The sequence below is a fragment of the Kitasatospora sp. NPDC029367 genome (assembly GCF_055569135.1).
Genome location: NZ_JBVHYH010000014.1, coordinates 40368 through 60710 on the forward strand (window position 1 = coordinate 40368; position 20343 = coordinate 60710).

At 73.0% G+C, this 20343-nt stretch carries 19 protein-coding genes; 17 read left to right on the forward strand and 2 right to left on the reverse strand.

Annotation, left to right across the window (positions count from 1 at the left end; translation table 11 throughout):
- Nucleotides 1–106: 106 nt before the first annotated feature.
- The 8 genes from ACZ4W5_RS10415 (at nucleotide 107) to mutM (ending at nucleotide 6048) form a co-directional block, all read left to right on the forward strand.
- On the forward strand, nucleotides 107–640 hold the full coding sequence (locus ACZ4W5_RS10415; protein WP_350508249.1) for a hypothetical protein: 534 nt from the start codon (nucleotides 107–109) through the stop codon (nucleotides 638–640).
- Between the two features lie 133 nt (nucleotides 641–773).
- On the forward strand, nucleotides 774–1358 hold the full coding sequence (gene rsmD / locus ACZ4W5_RS10420; RefSeq protein WP_465653854.1) for a 16S rRNA (guanine(966)-N(2))-methyltransferase RsmD: 585 nt from the start codon (nucleotides 774–776) through the stop codon (nucleotides 1356–1358).
- A gap of 49 nt (nucleotides 1359–1407) precedes the next feature.
- Nucleotides 1408–1899 carry a pantetheine-phosphate adenylyltransferase gene (gene coaD / locus ACZ4W5_RS10425; RefSeq protein WP_360233097.1) on the forward strand — a complete coding sequence of 164 codons (492 nt, stop codon included), beginning with the start codon at nucleotides 1408–1410 and terminating at the stop codon, nucleotides 1897–1899.
- Nucleotides 1900–2094: 195 nt separating this feature from the next.
- Nucleotides 2095–3327, forward strand: a complete 1233-nt coding sequence (locus ACZ4W5_RS10430; protein ID WP_465653855.1) for a cell division initiation protein — start codon at nucleotides 2095–2097, stop codon at nucleotides 3325–3327.
- A gap of 161 nt (nucleotides 3328–3488) precedes the next feature.
- Nucleotides 3489–4133, forward strand: coding sequence for a YceD family protein (locus ACZ4W5_RS10435; RefSeq protein WP_465653856.1), 645 nt, complete (start codon nucleotides 3489–3491; stop codon nucleotides 4131–4133).
- Nucleotides 4134–4135: 2 nt separating this feature from the next.
- Nucleotides 4136–4309 (forward strand): 50S ribosomal protein L32, encoded by a 174-nt coding sequence (gene rpmF, locus ACZ4W5_RS10440; RefSeq protein ID WP_030056747.1) that lies wholly within the window; start codon nucleotides 4136–4138, stop codon nucleotides 4307–4309.
- 20 nt (nucleotides 4310–4329) lie between these two features.
- Nucleotides 4330–5118: a ribonuclease III gene (gene rnc / locus ACZ4W5_RS10445; protein ID WP_360233106.1), complete on the forward strand. Its 789-nt coding sequence runs from the start codon at nucleotides 4330–4332 to the stop codon at nucleotides 5116–5118.
- A gap of 54 nt (nucleotides 5119–5172) precedes the next feature.
- Complete coding sequence (mutM, locus tag ACZ4W5_RS10450; RefSeq protein WP_465653857.1) at nucleotides 5173–6048, forward strand: bifunctional DNA-formamidopyrimidine glycosylase/DNA-(apurinic or apyrimidinic site) lyase; 876 nt, start codon at nucleotides 5173–5175, stop codon at nucleotides 6046–6048.
- Between the two features lie 6 nt (nucleotides 6049–6054).
- Here the strand turns inward: mutM and ACZ4W5_RS10455 are convergent, their stop codons facing one another.
- Complete coding sequence (locus ACZ4W5_RS10455) at nucleotides 6055–6975, reverse strand: DMT family protein (protein WP_360233112.1); 921 nt, start codon at nucleotides 6973–6975, stop codon at nucleotides 6055–6057.
- 316 nt (nucleotides 6976–7291) lie between these two features.
- Here ACZ4W5_RS10455 and ACZ4W5_RS10460 point away from each other — a divergent pair, with 316 nt between their 5' ends.
- From ACZ4W5_RS10460 to ftsY, 6 genes are all read left to right on the forward strand, one after another.
- A complete protein-coding gene (locus ACZ4W5_RS10460; protein WP_465653858.1) occupies nucleotides 7292–8632 on the forward strand; it encodes a hypothetical protein in 1341 nt (446 codons plus the stop codon).
- Nucleotides 8633–8779: 147 nt separating this feature from the next.
- Nucleotides 8780–9274 carry a winged helix-turn-helix transcriptional regulator gene (locus ACZ4W5_RS10465; RefSeq protein ID WP_402480962.1) on the forward strand — a complete coding sequence of 165 codons (495 nt, stop codon included), beginning with the start codon at nucleotides 8780–8782 and terminating at the stop codon, nucleotides 9272–9274.
- Between the two features lie 30 nt (nucleotides 9275–9304).
- Complete coding sequence (locus tag ACZ4W5_RS10470; protein ID WP_360233122.1) at nucleotides 9305–9604, forward strand: acylphosphatase; 300 nt, start codon at nucleotides 9305–9307, stop codon at nucleotides 9602–9604.
- A 411-nt stretch (nucleotides 9605–10015) separates the two neighbouring features.
- Entirely contained in the window at nucleotides 10016–10219 is a 204-nt protein-coding gene (locus tag ACZ4W5_RS10475; RefSeq protein ID WP_030243474.1) for a hypothetical protein, read from the forward strand.
- Between the two features lie 156 nt (nucleotides 10220–10375).
- Entirely contained in the window at nucleotides 10376–13987 is a 3612-nt protein-coding gene (gene smc, locus ACZ4W5_RS10480) for a chromosome segregation protein SMC (RefSeq protein ID WP_465653859.1), read from the forward strand.
- Between the two features lie 47 nt (nucleotides 13988–14034).
- Nucleotides 14035–15255, forward strand: a complete 1221-nt coding sequence (gene ftsY / locus ACZ4W5_RS10485) for a signal recognition particle-docking protein FtsY (protein ID WP_465653860.1) — start codon at nucleotides 14035–14037, stop codon at nucleotides 15253–15255.
- A 197-nt stretch (nucleotides 15256–15452) separates the two neighbouring features.
- On the opposite strand, the gene ACZ4W5_RS10490 is transcribed toward ftsY, so the two are convergent.
- Complete coding sequence (locus ACZ4W5_RS10490) at nucleotides 15453–16130, reverse strand: bifunctional DNA primase/polymerase (RefSeq protein WP_465653861.1); 678 nt, start codon at nucleotides 16128–16130, stop codon at nucleotides 15453–15455.
- A gap of 595 nt (nucleotides 16131–16725) precedes the next feature.
- Between ACZ4W5_RS10490 and nsdA the strand changes: the two genes are divergently transcribed.
- From nsdA to ACZ4W5_RS10505, 3 genes are all read left to right on the forward strand, one after another.
- Nucleotides 16726–18222, forward strand: coding sequence for a transcriptional repressor NsdA (nsdA, locus tag ACZ4W5_RS10495; protein ID WP_402481589.1), 1497 nt, complete (start codon nucleotides 16726–16728; stop codon nucleotides 18220–18222).
- A gap of 357 nt (nucleotides 18223–18579) precedes the next feature.
- Entirely contained in the window at nucleotides 18580–19977 is a 1398-nt protein-coding gene (locus ACZ4W5_RS10500) for an ammonium transporter (protein WP_465653862.1), read from the forward strand.
- A complete protein-coding gene (locus ACZ4W5_RS10505; RefSeq protein ID WP_350524594.1) occupies nucleotides 19977–20315 on the forward strand; it encodes a P-II family nitrogen regulator in 339 nt (112 codons plus the stop codon). The genes ACZ4W5_RS10500 and ACZ4W5_RS10505 overlap by 1 nt, the downstream gene beginning before the upstream one ends.
- Nucleotides 20316–20343: the final 28 nt, after the last annotated feature.

Here is a 20343-nt window from a genome sequence, read left to right on the forward strand (position 1 = left end):
GAGCGGGTTCCGGCACCGCCGGACTGTCAGACCCCCGGGAGAGAATGTAGTTGTTCAGGGCGCACCCCCAAGGTGCGTTCCTGGCACGACACTTGGGGGTCCTGCCATGGCATTCCGTCATCTCAACGAGCTCCCGCTGGGCGACAAGGTCTTCCGGATCGAACTCGCCAGCGACGACGACCGCGAGGTCACCCTCACCCTGACCGGCTGGCGCGAGGGGGCGGCCGCCGCGCCGCTCGCCTCGGGCAAGCTCCGCCTGCCGGTCGAGGACGTCGCCTCGCTGCGGATCGCGCTCAACCGCGCGCTGCGGGCGCTGGCGATCGTCGCCGATGTCGCCGAACCCATCCCCGACCGCGACGTGCTGCGCGAGCTGTACCCGGGGCACGGCGCCCCGTGGGTGCCGCAGCACGAGGAGGAGCTGGTCCGGCGCTTCCACGACGGCGAGACCGTCGCCCGGATCGCCGCCCGCTTCGGCCGCACGCCCGACTCCGTCCGGACCAAGCTGCGCGAGCTCGGGCACGACCCGCGCCGCCCCGAGTTCTGCCCGCCCGACGGCTGCCTGTCCTGGTCCCGCTACGCCTCGCCGGCGCTGCTCGGCGCGGCGGTCCCGAGCCAGGGGGCGGGCTCCGAGGCGAGCTAGCGAGTGCGCTCCGGGGCCCCGCCGACCCGTCGGCGGGGCCCCGGCCGTGACGCGCCCGCCCACCGGCGCTTGTCCGCTCGCCGCCGGGGCGGGATAGCGTGGTCGGGCAGCGACGAAAGGACCTTCCACCACCATGACCCGCGTGATCGCCGGGGCGGCCGGCGGCCGCCGGCTGGCCGTACCGCCCGGCCGGGGCACCCGCCCGACCTCCGACAAGGCCCGCGAGGCGATGTTCTCCACCCTGGAGGCGTTCCGCGGCACCCTGCACGGGGCTCGGATGCTGGACCTGTTCGGCGGATCGGGCGCGGTCGGCCTGGAGGCGCTCTCGCGCGGCGCCGAGCACGTCCTGCTGGTCGAGGCGGACGCCCAGGCGGCCCGGGTGATCCGGGAGAACGTCCGCACGATCGGCCTGCCGGGCGCGGAGGTCCGGGCGGCCAGGGCCGAGAAGGTGATCGCCGGGCCGCCCCCGCAGACCCGGTACGACCTGGTGTTCCTCGACCCGCCGTACGTGGTGACGGACGACGAGGTGCGCGAGATGCTGATCACACTGTCGGCTGGGGGCTGGCTCGCGGAGGACGCACTCGTCACCGTGGAGCGCAGCACCCGTGGCGGCGAGTTCGGCTGGCCCGAGGGCTTCGAGGTGCTGCGCTCCCGCCGCTACGGCGAGGGCACGCTCTGGTACGGTCGCGCCGCCGCCGAGGCCAGCGAGCAGGAGTAGCGGGCCGCGGCCCGCAGCAGCCGTCACCCCACGAGGGAGCACACACGCCATGCGCCGAGCCGTCTGCCCCGGTTCGTTCGACCCGATCCACAAGGGCCATCTGGAGATCATCGAGCGGGCCTCCAAGCTGTACGACGTGGTGCATGTCGCGGTCCTGATCAACCGCAACAAGCAGGGCATGTTCACCGTCGAGGAGCGGATCGGCCTGATCGAGGAGGTCACCGTCCCGTTCGGGAACGTGGTGGTCGAGTCGCACCACGGCCTGCTGGTGGACTACTGCCGGGATCGCGGCATCCCGGCGATCATCAAGGGCCTGCGGGCGGTCAGCGACTTCGACTACGAGCTGCAGATGGCCCAGATGAACCACGGCCTGACCGGCGTGGAGACGCTCTTCCTGCCGACCTCGCCGACGTACAGCTTCCTCTCCTCGACGCTGGTCAAGGAGGTCGCCTCGTACGGCGGCGACGTCTCGCACCTGCTGCCGGAGACGGTGCACCGCCGGCTGGTGGAGCGGATCGCGGAGCGTAAGGCCGAGCAGTAGGGCCGGAGGGCGGGCCGGGTCCTTTTCTGCCGGTTCGTCATGACTTGTCCGGGACGGTGGAGGCCGGTTCGGCGCAGGCGTTGTGAGCTCGCCGCGCGGGGGCCGTACAGTCTGTAGTCCTGCCCTGCGGTGAGGTGCACCGCGCCGGGCCTGCCTCCGCCGGACCGTCGGCGGCACACGGAAAGACGAAGCCCCGTGGACGTGCAGAAAAAGGTCGACGAGATCGTGGCGGCGGTCGAGAACGCCCGCTCGATGCCGATGTCGGCCTCCTGCGTGGTGAACCGGGCCGAGCTGATCGGCCTGCTCAACGACCTCAAGGCGGCCATGCCCGCCGAACTCGCCCAGGCCCAGTCGGTGATGGCCGACCACGAGCAGGTGGTGGCCGAGGCCCAGGCCGAGGCGGACCGGATCATCCAGGGCGCGCACTCCGAGCGCGGTTCGCTGATCTCCGACACCGAGGTGGTCCGCCGGGCCCAGGCCGAGGCCGACCGGATCCTGGCCGAGGCCCGCGCCGAGGTCGAGGCCCAGCGCGCCGAGGCCGACGACTACGTGGACAGCAAGCTCGCCAACTTCGAGGTCGTGCTGACCAAGACGCTCGGCGCGGTCGGCCGCGGCCGGACCAAGCTGCGCGGCGAGGCCGGCTTCGAGGCCGAGGCCGAGAGTGACGGCGAGGAGTTCCAGCCGCAGCGGCACACCCCGAGCCCCGAGGTCGACGAGTACGTCGACGTGAAGCTCGCCACGCTGGAGAACGTGCTCAGCGCGACCCTGGAGGCCGTCGGCAAGGGCCGGGACAAGCTGCTCGGCAAGAAGCCGATCGACGACCTGGGTGCCTACCTGGCCGCCGCCGACGAGGCCCAGCAGGCCAAGGAGCGCGCCGAGGCGGTGGCCGCCGGCTTCGCCGCGGACGCCGACGGCGCCGACCTCGCCTGGTACCGCGAGGACGTCCCCCAGCAGCAGACCTGGCCGGAACAGACCCCGGCCGCGGCGGGCTGGCAGGCCCCCGGCGCCGACCAGTACGCGGCGGTCGCCCAGCACCAGGGCGACCAGCACCAGCAGCAGCACCAGACCGGCCAGCACCAGACCGGGCAGTACGCCGAGGTGTACGGGGGCGGCTTCGACCCGGCCGGCCAGGGCGACCCGTACAACACCCAGTGGGGCCACCAGCAGGGCGGCTACCCGCAGCAGCAGCCCCACTACGAGGGCCAGCAGCACCAGGGCCAGCACCAGGGCCAGCAGCAGGACGCCTACGGCTATCCGCAGCAGCAGGACGGCTACTCGGCCCAGCCGTACGACGGCTACGCCTACCCGCAGCAGCCCGCGCTGCCCCCGGCCGTGCCGCACCAGCAGCAGCAGAACCTGGACGAGACCAGCTTCTTCGACACCAGCATGATCGACATGACCAGGCTGAGGGAGCTCGGCGGCCGCTGAGCAGCCGCCCGGAGCCTCCCGACGGGACCGAAGTTGGGCCTGACGGGAGACTCCGGTAGTCTGACCACTCCGGCATCCCCATGTCCGGCTGTCGGCTTGCCCTCGCAACGCCGGCGCGTGATGGGGAGCACGGCGTTGATCCCTATGGAAGTCAGGACACCTTGAACCGCCTCGACCACCGCGACCCCCTCGTGTTCGACACGCACGAGCTCGGCCGTCGCCCGGGCTCGATGCGCAAGGTGAGCCGGACCCTGGAGGCCCCCGAGGGCCTCGGGATCATCGACGTGATCGGCGTTCCGGAGAAGAGCCCGATCGAGCTGGAGCTCCGCCTGGAGTCCGTGGTCGAGGGCGTGCTGGTCACCGGCACCGCCGACGCCCACGTCGAGGGCGAGTGCGTCCGGTGCCTGGAGCCTGTCGACTTCGACATCGACGTGGACTTCCAGGAGCTGTACTACTACCCGGAGTCCGACGAGCGTCACCGCGCCCGGACCACCGGGACCGAGGACCTCGACGAGGACTCGGAAGAAGAGACTTACCGCCTGGAGGGCGACCTGTTCGACCTCCAGCCGGTGCTGCGTGACGCGGTGGTGCTCGCACTGCCGCTGCAGCCGGTGTGCCAGGAAGACTGCCTGGGCCTGTGCTCCGAGTGCGGAGCGCGCCTGAGCGACGACCCGGCGCACCACCACGAGGCCGCCGACCCCCGGTGGGCGGCTCTGCAGGGACTCTCCGCCGCCCCCGGCGACGAGGGTGACGGGATCAAGAACAGCGACACCCGTGAGGGTGCCGCCGAGAACCAGGAGAAGTAGCCGTGGCTGTTCCGAAGCGGAAGATGTCGCGCAGCAACACGCGCCACCGCCGTTCCAACTGGAAGGCCGTCGTTCCGGCCCTCGTGGCGTGCGACCGCTGCCACGAGCCGAAGCTCGGCCACATCGCGTGCCCCAGCTGCGGCACGTACAACCGCCGCCAGGTCCTCTCGGTCTGATCGGCGGGGTGCACGGATCGATGTCGGACGGTAACTCCACCCGCAAGGCGTCCTCTGCCTCGAAGGGTTCTTCGGGCAGCGGCAAGGCCGGTGGGCCGGCTTCGACCGAATACGACGTCCTGGAAGGGCGCCTCGGGTACACGCTCGAGCGCGCCCTTCTGGTACGTGCCCTGACCCACCGCTCGTATGCGTACGAGAACGGGGGTCTGCCCACCAACGAGCGCCTGGAGTTCCTCGGCGACTCGGTGCTGGGCCTGGTGGTGACGGACACCCTCTACCGCGTCCACCCGGACGTCCCGGAGGGCACGCTCGCCAAGCTGCGCGCCGCGGTGGTCAACTCCCGCGCGCTCGCGGACGTCGGCCGGGGCCTGGAACTCGGCACCTTCATCCGCCTCGGCAAGGGCGAGGAGGGGACCGGCGGCCGCGACAAGTCGTCGATCCTCGCCGACACCGTCGAGGCCGTGATCGGGGCCGTCTACCTGGACCGCGGTCTGGAGGCGGCGACCGAGTTCGTCCACCGCCTCTTCGACCCGCTGATCGAGGAGTCCTCTCAGCTGGGTGCCGGACTGGACTGGAAGACCAGCCTCCAGGAGCTCACTGCCTCGGTGGGCATCGGCGTGCCCGAGTACGTGGTCATGGAGTCCGGTCCGGACCACGAGAAGACCTTCACCGCGGCGGCCCGGGTGGCCGGCGAGGACTTCGGCAGCGGCGTCGGCCGCTCGAAGAAGGAAGCCGAGCAGAAGGCCGCCGAGAGCGCCTGGCGCGCGATCAAGGAGAAGTACGCCGACCGGCTTCCCGCCGGGGCCTGATCGCCGAGTAGCCTTTCCTCCTGCCGGATCGTCGTACGCAGGAGGCCTGTTCACGTGCCCGAACTCCCCGAGGTCGAGGTCGTCCGCCGAGGTCTGGCGAACTGGGTCGCCGGGCGCACCGTCGCGGACGTCCAGGTGCTGCACCCGCGCGCGGTCCGCCGCCAGCCGGGCGGCGCGGCCGACTTCGCGGACCGGCTGACCGGTAGCGTCCTCGGTGCCGCGCAGCGCCGCGGCAAGTACCTCTGGGTGCCGCTGGGCGGCCCGGGCGCCGGATCCTCGCTGATCGGCCACCTCGGGATGAGCGGCCAACTCCTCGTCCAGGACCCGACGGTGCCGGACGAGACCCATCTGCGGGTCCGGCTGCGCTTCGCCGACGGCGGACGCGAGCTGCGCTTCGTCGACCAGCGGACCTTCGGCGGCCTGGCCGTCGAGGAGGCCGAGGAGGACGCCGAGGGCACCCCGCGCTCCATCGCGCACATCGCCCGCGACCCGCTCGACCCCCGCTTCGACGACGCGGCCTTCGTCGCCGCGCTGCGCGCCAAGCGCACCACCGTCAAGCGCGCCCTGCTCGACCAGACCCTGATCAGCGGCGTCGGCAACATCTACGCCGACGAGGCGCTGTGGCGCTCCAAGCTGCACTACGACCGGCCGACCGCGACCCTCACCCGCCCGCGGTCCGAGCTGCTGCTGGCCAACGCCCGGGCCGTGATGACGGCCGCGCTGGCCGTGGGCGGCACCAGCTTCGACAGCCTCTACGTCAACGTGAACGGCGAGAGCGGCTACTTCTCCCGGGACCTCGACGCCTACGGCCGCGAGGACGAGCCCTGCCGCCGCTGCGGCACCGCGATCCGGCGGGCCGCCTGGATGAACCGGTCCAGCTACTTCTGCCCCCGCTGCCAGCGCGTGCCGCGGACCGGCGGCGGGGGCTGACTCCCGCTACTTGTGGGCGAGTTCAGGGTGGTCGGCGGGCGTCCCGCCGGGGCTGCCGTGGGTGTCCTGACCGAAGTAGGCGACACCGACCGCGGAGACCACCGCGAGCAGGAAGCCGGCCACCCCGAGCCAGCCCAGGCCGGCCTTGGAGGAGTCGCCGAGCCAGAGCACGCCGACCGCGCCCGGCAGCACCGTCTCACCGACCACCAGGGCGGCGGTGGCGCCGTTCACCGAGCCGAGCTGCAGCGCCACGGTGTGCACGTACATGCCGCCCAGGCCGCCGACCAGGACCGCGTAGAGCGCCGGGTCGGAGATCAGCCGGACCAGGTCGAAGGGCTCCACGCCGTTCAGGATGCGCACCCCGACGCCCAGCGCGCCGAAGCCGAGGCCGGAGAGCAGACCGGCGACGATCGCTCCCTTGGAGCCCATCCGGCGCACCAGCAGGCTGCCGCCGGCCAGCAGCACGGTGGTGATGATCAGCAGCCCCCAGTGGAAGGCCATCGACGCGTGGTGGCCGCCCTCCGGGCCGGCCGAGACCGCCAGCAGCACCAGGGCCGAGCAGAGCACGCCGATCGAGGCCCACTCCAGCTGCTTGAGTCGGATGCCCAGCAGCTTGATGCTGAGCACCGCGGTGATCACCAGGTTGGCGCTGATGATGGTCTGGGAGAGGAACAGCGGCAGCAGCCGCGCGGCCAGCGCGCCGAGCCCGAAGCCGATCAGGTCGAGCACCGTGCCGGTGATGAACTCCCAGGTCACGGCGGCCTTGGCGGTGGAGGACAGGCTCGGGCCGCCGTGCTCGGTGGTCGAGCCTGCGGCGCCCTTGGCCGCCTCCTCCCGGGCCGAGCGGCGGGATCCGACGGCCTGGAGGACCGAGCCGGTGCCGTAGCAGGCGGATGCCGCCACGGCCGTGACGAGGCCGATGATCACCGAGCGCTCCGATCGGGAGTTGGGTCAAGAAGAGGTAATGGGACCAGCGGTCCGGGAACAGTCTCCCCCGTCGCACGGTACGGTCGGGACGCCCCCTCGAGCGGCGCCGGAGCGGCCTCCGCAGCGCCCCCGGGCCTGCCGGGACGTACGTCCGGCCGCCTCAGGTGGTTCGCGCCCCACCCGTCTCCGGGTCGACTGGGGGAAATGTCATCCGTGAGAAGGGGAGCCGCCCCGGCGGACGGCGGGGAACCCTGTCGTAACCAGTATGCGAAGGGTATGGCGTGCTCCGCCGCCGGTCGCGGTAGCGTCGGGGTTTATGAGAACCCTTGCACGACGTTCCCGGGGCGCCGGGCCACTTGCCCTGGTGGCGGCGCTGCTCGGGCTGCTGCTCATGTTCGCCCCGGCGGCCTCCGCGGTCGGCGGTCTGAGCGATGCCGCGGCCACCCTCAAGAAGGGCCAGGTCTACGTCGCCCCGGCGATGCAGGACCGCTTCAGCCAGGCGCAGGCGGACGCCCTGACCAAGAAGATCGAGAAGGCCGACAAGCCGATCTTCATCGCGGTGGTCCCCGAGGCCGCCAACAAGGCCACCATCGCCACCGACCTGCGCACCCTGGTGGGCATCGACGGCGTCTACGGGGTCTGGCGCGGAAACGAGTTCCAGGCCTACGCCGACCGCGGGGCGATGGCCCCCGGCGTCGCCTCGCGGATCTCGGGCGCCGTCCTGCGCGCCGACAAGGGCGACATCAACGCGACCCTGAACGACTTCGTCGACCAGGCCGCCCCGCAGACCAAGGGCACCGGGGTCAACCACAGCACCTCGATCGCCTGGGTGATCATCCCGGTCCTGCTGGTGGCGCTGGCCGGCGCCGGTGTCTTCTTCCTCTTCCGCCGCGCCAAGAAGCGCAAGGAGGAGCAGGCCCGGGCCGAGCTGGAGCAGCTGCGCCGGGTCGTGGACGAGGACATCACCGCCTTCGGCGTCGAGCTGGAGCGGCTCGACTTCGACCCGCGCGCCGCCGACGCCGACGACGCCCAGCGCACCGACTACGGCCACGCCCTGGACTCGTACGAGAAGTCCAAGCGGCTGATGAACGAGGCCAAGAAGCCGGAGGACGTCAAGCAGGTCACCGAGGCGATCGAGGACGGCCGGTTCCAGCTGGCCACCCTGGCCGCCCGGCGCGAGAAGCGCCCGCTGCCCGAGCGGCGCCCCCCGTGCTTCATGGACCCGCGGCACGGCCCGTCCGTCAAGGACGTCGACTGGGCCCCGGCCGGCGGCTCCGCCCGCGCCGTCCCGGTCTGCCAGGCCGACGCGGACCGGGTGGCGGCCGGCCTCGACCCGGCGGTGCGCACCGTCGACACCGAGCACGGTCCCCAGCCGTACTGGAACGCCGGCCCGGCCTACGCGCCCTACGCGGGCGGGTACTACAGCGGCTTCGGCGGCGGCCTGCTGCCGGGCCTGCTGGTCGGCACCATGCTCGGCTCGATGATGAGCACCCCGGCCTACGCGGCGGCCCCGATGATGGAGGGCGGCCACGGCGGCTACCAGGACCAGTACGAGGGCGGCGACTTCACCGGCGCCGACTTCAACGCCTCCGACTTCAGCGGTGGCGACTGGGGCGGTGGCGGCGACTTCGGCGGCGGTGGCGGCGGGGACTGGTGACCCGCTGACCCACTGATCCGTCCGCGATCCCCACGGCCCCGCCGGTTCCGACCGGCGGGGCCGTTCGCCGTCCCCGGCAGGGTCGGAGGGTTGTCGAAGGGTTGTCGGAGGGTTTGAGAACGGAACCCGCTGTGGCAGGCTGGCGCTGTGACCCCCGACACCACCGCCCCCGCCGCCGTGCCCGGCCGGCCCTGCTCGATGGCCGCGGCGCTCCAGGTGGTCGGGGAGAAGTGGGCGCTGCTGGCGGTGCGCGAGCTGTTCTACGGCAACCACCGCTTCGACCGGATCGCCCGCAACACCGGCGCCCCGCGCGACCGGCTGACCGCGCGGCTGCGGGCGCTGGAGGAGGCCGGGGTGGTCGAGCGCCGCCCGTACAGCGAGCGGCCGCCGCGCTACGAGTACCACCTCACCGAGGCCGGCCGGGACCTCGCCCCGCTCGCCCACGCACTGCGCACCTGGGGCGACCGCTGGCTGCTGCCGGACTCCCCGGTGACCTTCGCCCACGCCCCGGCGGACCACGAGCCGCATCCCTTCGACCCGGCCTGGGTCTGCCGCACCTGCGGCCGGGAGGCCCGCCGCGGCGAACTGCACGCCGAGGTGCACACCCCGGGCTGGTCGGTCGAGGGCCCGGTGGAGCTGTGACCCGCCCCGGGGCCCGTTAGGGTCGGGGGCATGCACGGTCGTGATGCCCACAGTGATGAACCGGTCCGGGTGACCGCCTGGGTCCGGGGGAAGGTCCAGCAGGTCGGGTTCCGCTGGTGGACCAGGGCGCGGGCGCTGGAGATCGGCCTGACCGGCTACGCGAGCAACCTCGGCGACGGCCGGGTGCAGGTGGTGGCCGAGGGCCTGGCCGCCGACTGCGAGGAGTTGCTGGCCCTGCTGCGCGGTCCCGACACGCCCGGCGCGGTGAGCGGGGTGACGGAGATCTGGACCGCCGTCGGCGCAGGTTACGAGGGTTTCGAGATCCGCTGAGCCGTCTCGCGGCAGGGCGCCGCCGTCGCCTCCCGGAAATGATCCGTAACCGTCGGTGTCATACGGTTGCCATTCGGGCAGACTCGTGGTTGACTCCGCATCGAACGATGATCCACGAGCACGTGGTGGACCCGGGCCCGAGACCCCCAGGCGTGACGACACCGCCGGGCAGGTGACAGGGGCGCGGTAGCGTGCGGTGATCGTGTTGACCCTTTCCGTCTTTGGTGAGACGCTTGAAGCCCGCGCACACGATCGCGTTCCCCGGCAGGCGCATGCTCTCGTGAGCCCAGCTCACGGCGCTTGTGTCGTAGTGCCCAGCCAGCACTTCCGGTGCGCGCCGCGCGTGCGTCCCCCTTCCCCCTAGACCTGTACCGTTCCGGTTCGGTCACTCAGCGTGGAGGACCATTCATCATGGCAAAGGCGCTTCTCGGGTACGTCGGCGGCCCCGACCCGCGAATGCTCTCCGAGATGCGACGGCTTCAGCAGCGCGTCCAGGATCTGGAGTCCGAGCTCCTTCGGATGCAGGCTGAGAACGACGCGCTCACCGCTGTCGCTGACGAGCACTCGCTGCTCAACAGCATCGATCTGGACCAGCGGGAGCCGGCTCTGACCTGAGCCCCGCCCCGGTCTCCCAGATCGACGCCGCTGTGCACTGAGCCGCCCCGAAAGGGATGCAGCTTTGCAAGGGACGCCCGGATGTGGCGTCCCTTCGTCGTGTCGGACTCCGGATACAGTCGGTTCCCGTCGTGAGCGAATGAGGGGACCGGCCGCGTGCACCTGAAGAGTCTGACGCTGCGCGGGTTCAAGTCCTTCGCCTCCAGCACCACCCTGCGCTTCGAACCGGGCATCACCTGCGTGGTCGGCCCGAACGGCTCCGGCAAGTCCAACGTGGTGGACGCGCTGTCCTGGGTGATGGGCGAGCAGGGCGCCAAGTCGCTGCGCGGCGGCAAGATGGAGGACGTGATCTTCGCCGGGACCAGCGGGCGCGCCCCGCTGGGCCGCGCCGAGGTCAGCCTCACCATCGACAACACCGACGGCGCCCTGCCGATCGACTACGCCGAGGTGACGATCACCCGGACCATGTTCCGCAACGGCGGCAGCGAGTACGCGCTCAACGGCGAGACCTGCCGCCTGCTGGACATCCAGGAACTGCTCTCCGACTCCGGCATCGGCCGCGAGATGCACGTCATCGTCGGGCAGGGCCAGCTCGACTCCGTCCTGCACGCCGACCCGATGGGCCGGCGCGCCTTCATCGAGGAGGCGGCCGGCGTCCTCAAGCACCGCAAGCGCAAGGAGAAGGCGCTGCGGAAGCTGGACGCGATGCAGACCAACCTCAACCGGGTCCAGGACCTGGTCGCCGAACTGCGCCGCCAGCTCGGCCCGCTCGGCAAGCAGGCCAGGGTCGCCCGCCGGGCCGCCGGCATCCAGGCCGACCTGCGCGACGCCCGGCTGCGGCTGCTCGCCGACGACCTGCTGGCCCTGCGCCGGGCCGTCGAGGCCGAGGTCGCCGACGAACTGGCCCTGCGGCTGCGCCGGACCACCGTCGAACAGGAACTGGCCCGCGCGGTGCAGCGCGAACGCGTCCTGGAGGCGCAGGTCCAGCAGCTCGGGCCGGGCCTGGAGGCCGCCCGGCAGACCTGGTACCGGCTCTCCGCGCTCGCCGAACGCACCCGCGGCACGATCGGGCTGGCCGAGGCCCGGGCCCGGCACGCCGTCGCCGGGAGCACGGCCGAGGAACGGCGCGGCCGGGACCCGGAGGAGCTGGAACGGGAGGCCCAGCGGGTCCGCGAGGAGGAGGCCGCGCTCGCCGAGGCGCTGGAGGAGGCCCAGTACGCGCTGGCCGAGGCGGTCGAGCACAAGGGCGAACTGGAGCGCGCGCTGGCGGACGAGGAACGCCGGCTGCGGGACGCCGCCCGGGCCATCGCCGACCGCCGGGAGGGCCTGGCCCGGCTCCAGGGACAGGCCGCGGCCGCCCGCTCCCGGGCCGGTTCGGCCCAGGCCGAGCTCGGCCGGCTCACCGAGGCCCGGGACGAGGCCCTGCTGCGTGCCGAGGCCGCCCAGGGCGAACTGGAGGAGCTCCAGCAGCAGGTCGACGGCTCGGCCGCCGAGGACGGACGGGCCGAGGACGACTACCAGCGGGCCCGGGCCGGCCTGGCCGAGGTCGAACGGGAGCTGGCGGCGGCCCGGGACGCGGCCGCCGCCGCCGAACGCGAGCGGGCCGCGCTGACCGCACGGCACGAGGCGCTCTCGCTCGGGCTGCGCCGCAAGGACGGCACCGGCGCGCTGCTGGACGCGGGGGAGCGGCTGACCGGTGTGCTCGGCCCGGCCGCCGCGCTGCTGCGGATCGAGCCCGGCTTCGAGGTGCCGCTCGCCGCCGCGCTCGGGGCAGCCGCCGACGCGGTCGCGGTCGACTCGCCCGGCGCCGCCGCCGGGGCACTGCGGCTGCTGCGCGCCCAGGACGCCGGGCGGGCCGCGCTGTTGGTCGCCGGGTCCGCGGAACTGCCGCGGGCCGAGGGCGAGTTGCCCGAAGGAGCCCGCTGGGCCGCCGAACTGGTCAGTGGCCCGGCCGAGTTGATCGCCGCCGTGCACAACCGGCTGGCCGGGGTGGCCGTGGTCGCCGACCTGGACCGGGCACTGCGGCTGATCGCCGAACGCCCCGAACTGTCCGCCGTCACCGCCGAGGGCGACCGGCTGGGTGCCGGCTTCGCCCAGGGCGGCTCCGCCGGCGCGCCCAGCGAGCTGGAGACCCGGGCGGCGGTGGACCGGGCCGCCCGGGCGATCGCGGAACTCGACCTGCGCTGCGCCGACTCGGCCGGGCGGCTGGCCGAACTCACCGAACTGCGAGGGGAGTCGGCCGCCGAACTGGAGCGGCTCGGCGAACTGCGACGCCGGGCCGAGCAGGAACGGGCCCGGGTGGCGGGCTCGCTCGGCCGGCTCGGCGGGCAGGCCCGGGCCGCCGCCGGGGAGGCCGAACGGCTCTCGGCCGCCGCCGCGCGGGCCGACCAGGGCCTGGCCGAACTGCTCGCCACCGCCGAGGAACTGGCCGAACGGCTGGCTGTCGCCGAGGAGTCGGCGGAGGCGGGGGAGGACGAGCCGGACCGGGCCGAGCAGCAGCGGCTCACCGAGGCCGCCTCGGCCGCCCGGCAGTCCGAACTGGAGGCCCGGCTCTCGGTGCGCACCCACGAGGAGCGGGTCCGCGCCCTGGCCGGCCGGGCCGATCAGCTGGACCGGGCCGCTCGCGCCGAGCGCGAGGCGCGCGCCCGGGCCGCCGAGCGCCGCCGGCGCGCCGAGCACGACGCCCGGGTGGCGAACGCCGTCGCGGCGGGCGCCCGGCAGCTGCTCGCCTGTCTGGAGGTCTCGCTGGCCCGCGCGGACGCCGGGCGCGCGGCCGTCGAGCAGGCGCTCGCCGAGCGGGAGCGCGAGCTCCGGGAGCACCGCGAACACGGGCGCGGGCTCAAGGAGGAGCTGGACAAGCTGGTCGACGCCGGGCACCGGGACGAGGTGCTGCGGGCCGAGAAGCGGCTGCGGATCGAGCAGTTGGAGGCCCGCGCGCTGGAGGAGTTCGGCATCGACGGCGGCGAGCTGCTGGCCTCGTACGGGCCGGACCGGCCCGTCCCGCCCTCGGCGGCGGCGGAGGACGGGCAGGGGACGGGGGAGCCGGGGGAGCCGTACCCGTACGTCCGGGCCGAGCAGGAGAAGCGGCTCCGGGCCGCCGAGAGGGCGTACCAGCAGCTGGGGAAGGTCAACCCGCTGGCGCTGGAGGAGTTCGCCGCGCTGGAGGAGCGCCACAAGTTCCTCGGCGAGCAGCTGGACGACCTCAAGCGCGGTCGGCGCGACCTGCTGGACATCGTCCGGGACGTGGACCAGCGGGTCGAGCAGCTGTTCAGCTCCGCCTACCACGACACCGCCGCCCAGTTCGAGGGCGTCTTCGCCCGGCTCTTCCCGGGGGGCGAGGGGCGGCTGGTGCTGACCGACCCGGACAACATGCTCACCACCGGGGTCGAGGTGGAGGCCCGTCCGCCCGGCAAGAAGGTCAAGCGGCTGTCGCTGCTGTCCGGCGGCGAGCGCTCGCTGACCGCGGTGGCGCTGCTGGTGGCGATCTTCAAGGCCCGGCCCAGCCCGTTCTACGTGATGGACGAGGTGGAGGCGGCGCTGGACGAGACCAATCTGCGCCGGCTGGTCGGGATCATGGAGGAGCTCCGGGAGAGCTCCCAGCTGATCGTGATCACCCACCAGAAGCTGACCATGGAGTCCGCCGACGCCCTGTACGGCGTGACCATGAAGGGCGACGGGATCTCCCAGGTGATCAGCCAGCGGCTGCGCGAGGGGCACCGGGAGCGAGGGGAACGGCGGCCGGCAGGCCTCCGTACGGTGACGGTCTAGCCGCGCCGCGGTCCGGAACGGCTCCGGTCACGGATACTGGTCGGGTTATGGAATACGTGATCCTTGCCGTAGTCATCGCCGTGGTCGCCGTCGGCGCGATCGCCGGCCTCGTCGTTTCCGGCAGACGACGCCAGCAGCTGCCCCCGAAGTCGCAGGCGCCGGTCATCACGGCGCCGAAGACCACCCCGCAGGAGCCCCAGGTCGGCGAGGAGGCCGCGCCGCCGACCGAGGAGCCCCGCCGCACCATCGAGGAGGTGCCGCTTCCCGAGGCCGTCGAGGCCGCCGAGGAGGTGGTGGTCGAGGCCCCGGCCGAGGCCGAGGCGGCGCCCGCCGTCGAGGTCCCCGAGCCCACCGCCGGCCGGCTGGTCCGGCTGCGCTCCCGGCTCTCCCGCTCGCAGAACTCGCTGGGCAAGGGCCTGCTCTCGCTGCTCTCCCGTGAGCACCTGGACGAGGACACCTGGGAGGAGATCGAGGAGACCCTGCTCACCGCGGACGTGGGCGTCGCCCCGACCCAGGAGCTGGTCGAGCGGCTGCGCACCCGGGTGAAGGTGCTCGGCACCCGCAGCCCCGAGGAGCTGCGCGGCCTGCTGCGCGAGGAGCTGGTCGAGCTGGTCGGCAAGGACGCCGACCGCACCGTCCGCTCCACCAAGCACGAGGAGGGCCCGGCCGTGGTCCTGGTCGTCGGCGTCAACGGCGTCGGCAAGACCACCACCACCGGCAAGCTGGCGCGTGTCCTGGTCGCCGACGGCCGTACCGTGGTGCTCGGCGCGGCGGACACCTTCCGCGCCGCCGCCGCGGACCAGCTGCAGACCTGGGGCGAGCGGGTCGGCGCGCGCACCGTGCGCGGCCCGGAGGGCGGCGACCCGGCCTCGATCGCGTTTGACGCGGTCAAGGAGGGCATCGCCGAGGGCGTCGACACCGTGCTGATCGACACCGCCGGCCGGCTGCACACCAAGACCGGCCTGATGGACGAGCTGGGCAAGGTCAAGCGGGTCGTCGAGAAGCACGGCCCGGTGGACGAGGTGCTGCTGGTGCTGGACGCCACCACCGGTCAGAACGGTCTGATCCAGGCCCGGGTGTTCGCCGAGGTGGTGGACATCACCGGCATCGTGCTGACCAAGCTGGACGGCACCGCCAAGGGCGGCATCGTGGTCGCGGTCCAGCGCGAGCTGGGCGTGCCGGTCAAGCTGATCGGTCTGGGCGAGGGCGCGGACGACCTGGCGCCGTTCGAGCCGGGTGCGTTCGTGGACGCGCTGATCGGGGACTGACCGGGACTTCCGTGTCGGTCGGGGTCCGCTCCTTCGGGGGCGGGCCCTTTCGCGTGCCCGGGGGAGGGCCGCCGCCCCGAGCCGAAGGGGCGCGCCGGTGCCGAAAGGGAGAAGCGACCAGCGAGGTACGAGCGCCGGAGCGCCGACCGTCGGCACCGGATCAGAGCGTCCCGGAGGCGAGCGGGCGATTCACAGTGTCACGAGGCGATCCAGGCGGGCTCGGCGGTGCGCTCGCGGCTGCGGTGGCAGGCGTACGCGAGGGTGCCGAGCAGCAGCCGGGCCTCGGGCGGGCAGCCGGCGTTGTCGCGGGTGGGGCGGCGCAGCCAGCGGACCGGGCCGAGCTCGCCGAGCACGGTGGGCGGGGCGGCGACGTAGCTGCCCTCGCCGTGGCAGGTGAGGTCGAGCGCGGCGTCGTCCCAGCCCATCCGGTACAGCAGGTCGGGCAGCCGGCGGGCGGTGCCGGCGGAGACCAGGAACTGGAGCCGGCCGGTGGGCGGGGCCAGCACCGGGCCGACCTGGGTGCCCATCCGCTCCAGCCGGACCAGGGCCTGGAGGCCGGCCTGCTCGGGGACGTCCAGCACGTCGAAGGCGCGGCCGGTGGGGAACAGCACCGAGCCCTCGGCGTCGGCGGCGTCGGCCCGCCCGGTGGTGCCGGGCACGGGGTGCAGGCCGGGGGCGGCGCAGCGCCGGGAGCCGCAGGGACAGCGCGTCGGGGCGGTGCTGCCGGCGGCCGGTTCGCCGGTGGCGACGGTCCAGCCCCAGCGGCCGGTGTACTCCGCGGCGGCCCGGGACGCGGTGACCTTGGTGCGGCGGCGCGCGCCCAGCGGTGCCAGCCGCAGGTGCCCCAGTCGAAGTTCGCCGAACAGGTTGTCCATGCCTCCCCCAACAGGTTCTGGTTGCCGATGGTTACGGGATGGTGACTGTGTGTTGATTGTCCGTTGCGTGGTGCGTGGTGCGGTGGCGGCGCGCAGCGCTTGGCGTGCGCCTGTTGCGGTGGTGCGCCTCGGGCGCCGCCTTGTGGGGGCGGCGCCGATGCCGGATCGTCGTGTGCGCGGGACGGTTGCCGTCCCGAGTGGGCGCCGAACTCGCCTGGGACTGCGATGGATTGCGGGGTCTGCCGGGTCTGCCGGGGTTGGCCGGGGGACTTGGCGGCCCGCATATGCCGGACCGTCGCGACTACCCAGTCAAGCGTGTGCCCCTGAGCTTCGGTTCACTCCTGGGGGTGGCGAAAGGTGGCGTTTCGCCAGGGCCGCTCCCACGGGTGCCTCGCGGGGCACTACGTTCAGCACACGGACGTCGTCGAAGCGCCTGCTCCGAGCCGTCGGGGAACGGGAGTTGGGAATCTGACGGACCGTCCGCAACGATGGCACACCAGTACGACGAGCGGTACCGCGAGGGCAGCACGAGCGGCATCGCGACACCTCAGGCACGGCACGTCTGGCAAGAGCCCGCAACCGTCGGGCGGTCACGATCGGGGGCCCCGCAGGGGCCGGGCGGGATGGGGACGTTCCCATGGCAGAGAAGCAACCCAACGAGAAGCTGACCACGTGGTTCGCCCGCAGCGGCTGGTCCAAGGGCGAGTTGGCCCGCCAGGTCAACCGCCGGGCCCGGCAGATCGGCGCCCACCACGTGTCCACCGACACCTCCCGGGTGCGCCGCTGGCTCGACGGTGAACAGCCGCGCGAGCCGATCCCCAAGATCATGTCCGAGCTGTTCTCGGAGCGCTTCGGCTCGGTGGTCTCGGTCGAGGACCTCGGCCTGCGCGCCGCCATCCCGGTCTCCACCGTCGGCGGCGGCGTCGACCTGCCGTGGAGCGCCCCGCAGACCGTCCAGCTGATCAGCGACTACTCCCGCAGCGACCTGATGCTCAACCGCCGGGGCTTCCTCGGCACCTCCCTCGCGCTGACCGCCGGCGCCGCGCTGATCGAGCCGATGCAGCGCTGGCTCGCGCCCGGCCCGACCGGCGTCCCCACCCCGATCCTCACCGCGGCCAACGGCGGCGAGGCGTTCACCGGCCGGCTCTCCGAGCCGGAGCTGGAACTGCTGGAGCAGACCACGGTCATGTTCCGCCAGTGGGACGCCCAGAACGGCGGCGGGCTGCGCCGCAAGGCCGTGGTCGGCCAACTCCACGAGGTCACCGACCTGCTGCAGGAGACGTACAACGAGGCCACCACCAAGCGGCTGTTCCGGCTCACCGCCGAACTCGCCCACCTGGCCGGGTGGATGTCGTACGACGTCGGGATGCACCCGAGCGCGCAGAAGTACTACGTGCTGGCGCTGCACGCGGCCAAGGAGGCCGGCGACCGCCCGTTCGGCGCGCTGATCCTCACCGACATGAGCCGCCAGATGATCCACCTCAACCGCGGCGAGGACGCCCTGGAGCTGATCCACCTGGCGCAGTACGGCAGCCGGGACACCGCCACCCCGCGCCAGCAGTCCCTGCTGTACGCGATGGAGGCGCGCGCCTACGCCACCATCGGCGAGGTGAACCGCTGCGCCCGGGCGATCCGGCTGTCCGAGGACACCTTCACCGACATCCGCGACGGTGACGGCGACCCGGACTGGCTGAAGTTCTTCTCGCCGGCCGAGCTGAACGCCGAGAACGCCCACTCCTACCGCGACCTCGCGTACCACTCGGACAACGCCCAGCTGTACGCCTCGCTGTCGGCGCCGGTGATGGAGCGCGCGGTCGACCTGTTCCGGCAGGACGACGACCACGTGCGGTCGTACGCCTTCAACCTGATCGGCATGGCCAGCGTGCACCTGCTGCAGCGGGAGGCCGAGGAGGCGGCGCGGTACGCCGAGCAGGCGGTGGACATCGCGACCAAGGTGCGCTCGGAGCGGCTGAACTCCCGGGTCCGCAAGACCACGGAGGCCGCGGCGGCCCGGTTCCAGGGCGTGGACGCGGTGAGCCGGCTCCAGGAGCGGGTGGTCCAGGACATCCCGGAGTTCGTCTCGGTGGTCTGAGCGACTCCGGAGGGCTCCACCGACCGTGACGGCCGCCGCCGTCACGGTCGGTGGCATGTCGGCGCGGCCCGCGTGGGGCGCGGCCCGCGTGGGCCCGAGCGGTGCGGCGCCTAGGTGAGGCGGTGCGGTGAGGCGGTACGGGCGGTGCGGTGAGGCGGCACGGTAACCCATCCGGCCCACCGTCCGGGCCGCGGTTCACGTGCCCGTAACCCGCGCGACGCACGCGTCACGGCCGCGAAACAACCGGCCGCACTGGCCGAAACCAGCCTTCGGCACTCTCCTCTTCATCGCCGCCACCCCGGGTGGCACGGGACAGGTGCCCGGGGGAGGAGCGGCACTCACGCAGAGGAGACGCCGATGCCGGACGGCTTCAGCGCGGGCGACACCGCCTTCGTACTCATCAGTGCGGCCCTGGTCATGGTGATGACCCCGGGCCTGGCCTTCTTCTACGGGGGCATGGTCAGGGCCAAGAGCACACTGAACATGCTGGCGATGAGCTTTCTCTCGCTCGGCATCGTCAGCGTGCTCTGGGTGCTCTACGGCTACTCGCTCAGCTTCGGGCCCGACGCCTTCGCCGGGCTGATCGGCAACCTCGACTTCCTCGGGATGCGCGGCATCGGGCTGAACGAGCTCACCGGATCGATCCCGGTCACGGCGTTCGCGGTCTTCCAGCTGATGTTCGCGATCATCACCCCGGCGCTGATCAGCGGTGCGATCGCGGACCGGGCCAAGTTCTCCGCCTGGGGCCTGTTCATCGCGCTCTGGGTGACGGTGGTCTACTTCCCGGTCGCGCACTGGGTGTTCTTCTTCGACAGCGGCAACGGCGGCTGGCTGGGCGACCGCAACGGCGTGATCGACTTCGCCGGCGGCACGGCCGTGCACATCAACGCCGGTGTCGCGGGCCTCGCGCTCTGCCTGGTGCTGGGCAAGCGGGTCGGCTTCAAGAAGGACCCGATGCGCCCGCACAGCCTGCCGCTGGTGATGCTCGGCTCCGGGCTGCTGTGGTTCGGCTGGTTCGGCTTCAACGCGGGCTCGGCGCTGGCCGCCAACGGCGTGGCCGCGATGGCGATGGTGAACACCCAGGTCGCCACCGGTGCGGCGCTGGTCGGCTGGCTGGTCTTCGAGAAGCTCAAGCACGGCGCGTTCACCACGCTGGGCGCCGCCTCCGGCGCGGTGGCCGGGCTGGTCGCGATCACCCCGGCCTGCGGCTCGGTCAGCCCGCTCGGCGCGGTGGCGATCGGCCTGGTCGCGGGCGCCGTCTGCGCCGCCGCCGTCTCGCTCAAGTACCGCTGGGGCTTCGACGACTCGCTCGACGTGGTCGGCGTGCACGCGGTGGGCGGGGCGATCGGCTCGCTGCTGATCGGCCTGTTCGCCACCGGTGGGGTCGGCCAGACCGCCAAGGGCCTGTTCTACGGCGGCGGGCTCGGCCAGCTCGGCAAGCAGGCGATGGGCGTGGCGGTGGTCGCCGCGTACTCCTTCGTGCTGTCCTGGCTGCTGGCCAAGGCGGTCGACAAGCTGGTCGGCTTCCGGGTCCCCGAGGAGGTCGAGGTGGCCGGCATCGACCAGGCCGAACACGCCGAGTCCGCCTACGATTTCAGCGCCGTCGGTGCGGGGCTGGCCCGGGCGCTCCCGACCGTGGGCGCCGGTGCCGCGCACGGTGGGAAGCCCGCCGGGAAGCCCGCTGACCCGCCCGCCGGAAAGCCCGCTGACACGTCCACCGGGACGTCCGTCGAGAAGACCGAGGTCGACGCCTGATGAAGCTCATCACCGCTGTGATCAAGCCCTACCGCCTGGACGAGGTGAAAGCCGCCCTGCAGGCCTTCGGGGTCCACGGCCTCACCGTCACCGAGGCCAGCGGCTACGGCCGCCAGCGCGGCCACACCGAGGTCTACCGGGGCGCCGAGTACACCGTCGACCTGGTACCGAAGGTCAGGATCGAGGTCCTGGTCGAGGACGAGGACGCCGACGACCTGATCGACGTCCTGGTGAAGGCCGCCCGCACCGGGAAGATCGGCGACGGGAAGGTGTGGAGCATCCCGGTCGACACCGCCGTCCGGGTCCGCACCGGCGAACGCGGCCCGGACGCCCTGTGAGGCACTGACCGATCCGGCGGATCCGCCC

Coding starts and splice junctions, on each gene's coding strand:
- ACZ4W5_RS10415 (WP_350508249.1), top strand. CDS start 107: ATGGCATTCCGTCATCTCAACGAGCTCCCGCTGGGCGACAAGGTCTTC.
- rsmD (WP_465653854.1), top strand. CDS start 774: ATGACCCGCGTGATCGCCGGGGCGGCCGGCGGCCGCCGGCTGGCCGTA.
- coaD (WP_360233097.1), top strand. CDS start 1,408: ATGCGCCGAGCCGTCTGCCCCGGTTCGTTCGACCCGATCCACAAGGGC.
- rnc (WP_360233106.1), top strand. CDS start 4,330: ATGTCGGACGGTAACTCCACCCGCAAGGCGTCCTCTGCCTCGAAGGGT.
- ACZ4W5_RS10460 (WP_465653858.1), top strand. CDS start 7,292: ATGAGAACCCTTGCACGACGTTCCCGGGGCGCCGGGCCACTTGCCCTG.
- ACZ4W5_RS10470 (WP_360233122.1), top strand. CDS start 9,305: ATGCACGGTCGTGATGCCCACAGTGATGAACCGGTCCGGGTGACCGCC.
- ACZ4W5_RS10475 (WP_030243474.1), top strand. CDS start 10,016: ATGGCAAAGGCGCTTCTCGGGTACGTCGGCGGCCCCGACCCGCGAATG.
- ftsY (WP_465653860.1), top strand. CDS start 14,035: ATGGAATACGTGATCCTTGCCGTAGTCATCGCCGTGGTCGCCGTCGGC.
- ACZ4W5_RS10490 (WP_465653861.1), bottom strand. CDS start 16,130: ATGGACAACCTGTTCGGCGAACTTCGACTGGGGCACCTGCGGCTGGCA.
- ACZ4W5_RS10500 (WP_465653862.1), top strand. CDS start 18,580: ATGCCGGACGGCTTCAGCGCGGGCGACACCGCCTTCGTACTCATCAGT.
- ACZ4W5_RS10505 (WP_350524594.1), top strand. CDS start 19,977: ATGAAGCTCATCACCGCTGTGATCAAGCCCTACCGCCTGGACGAGGTG.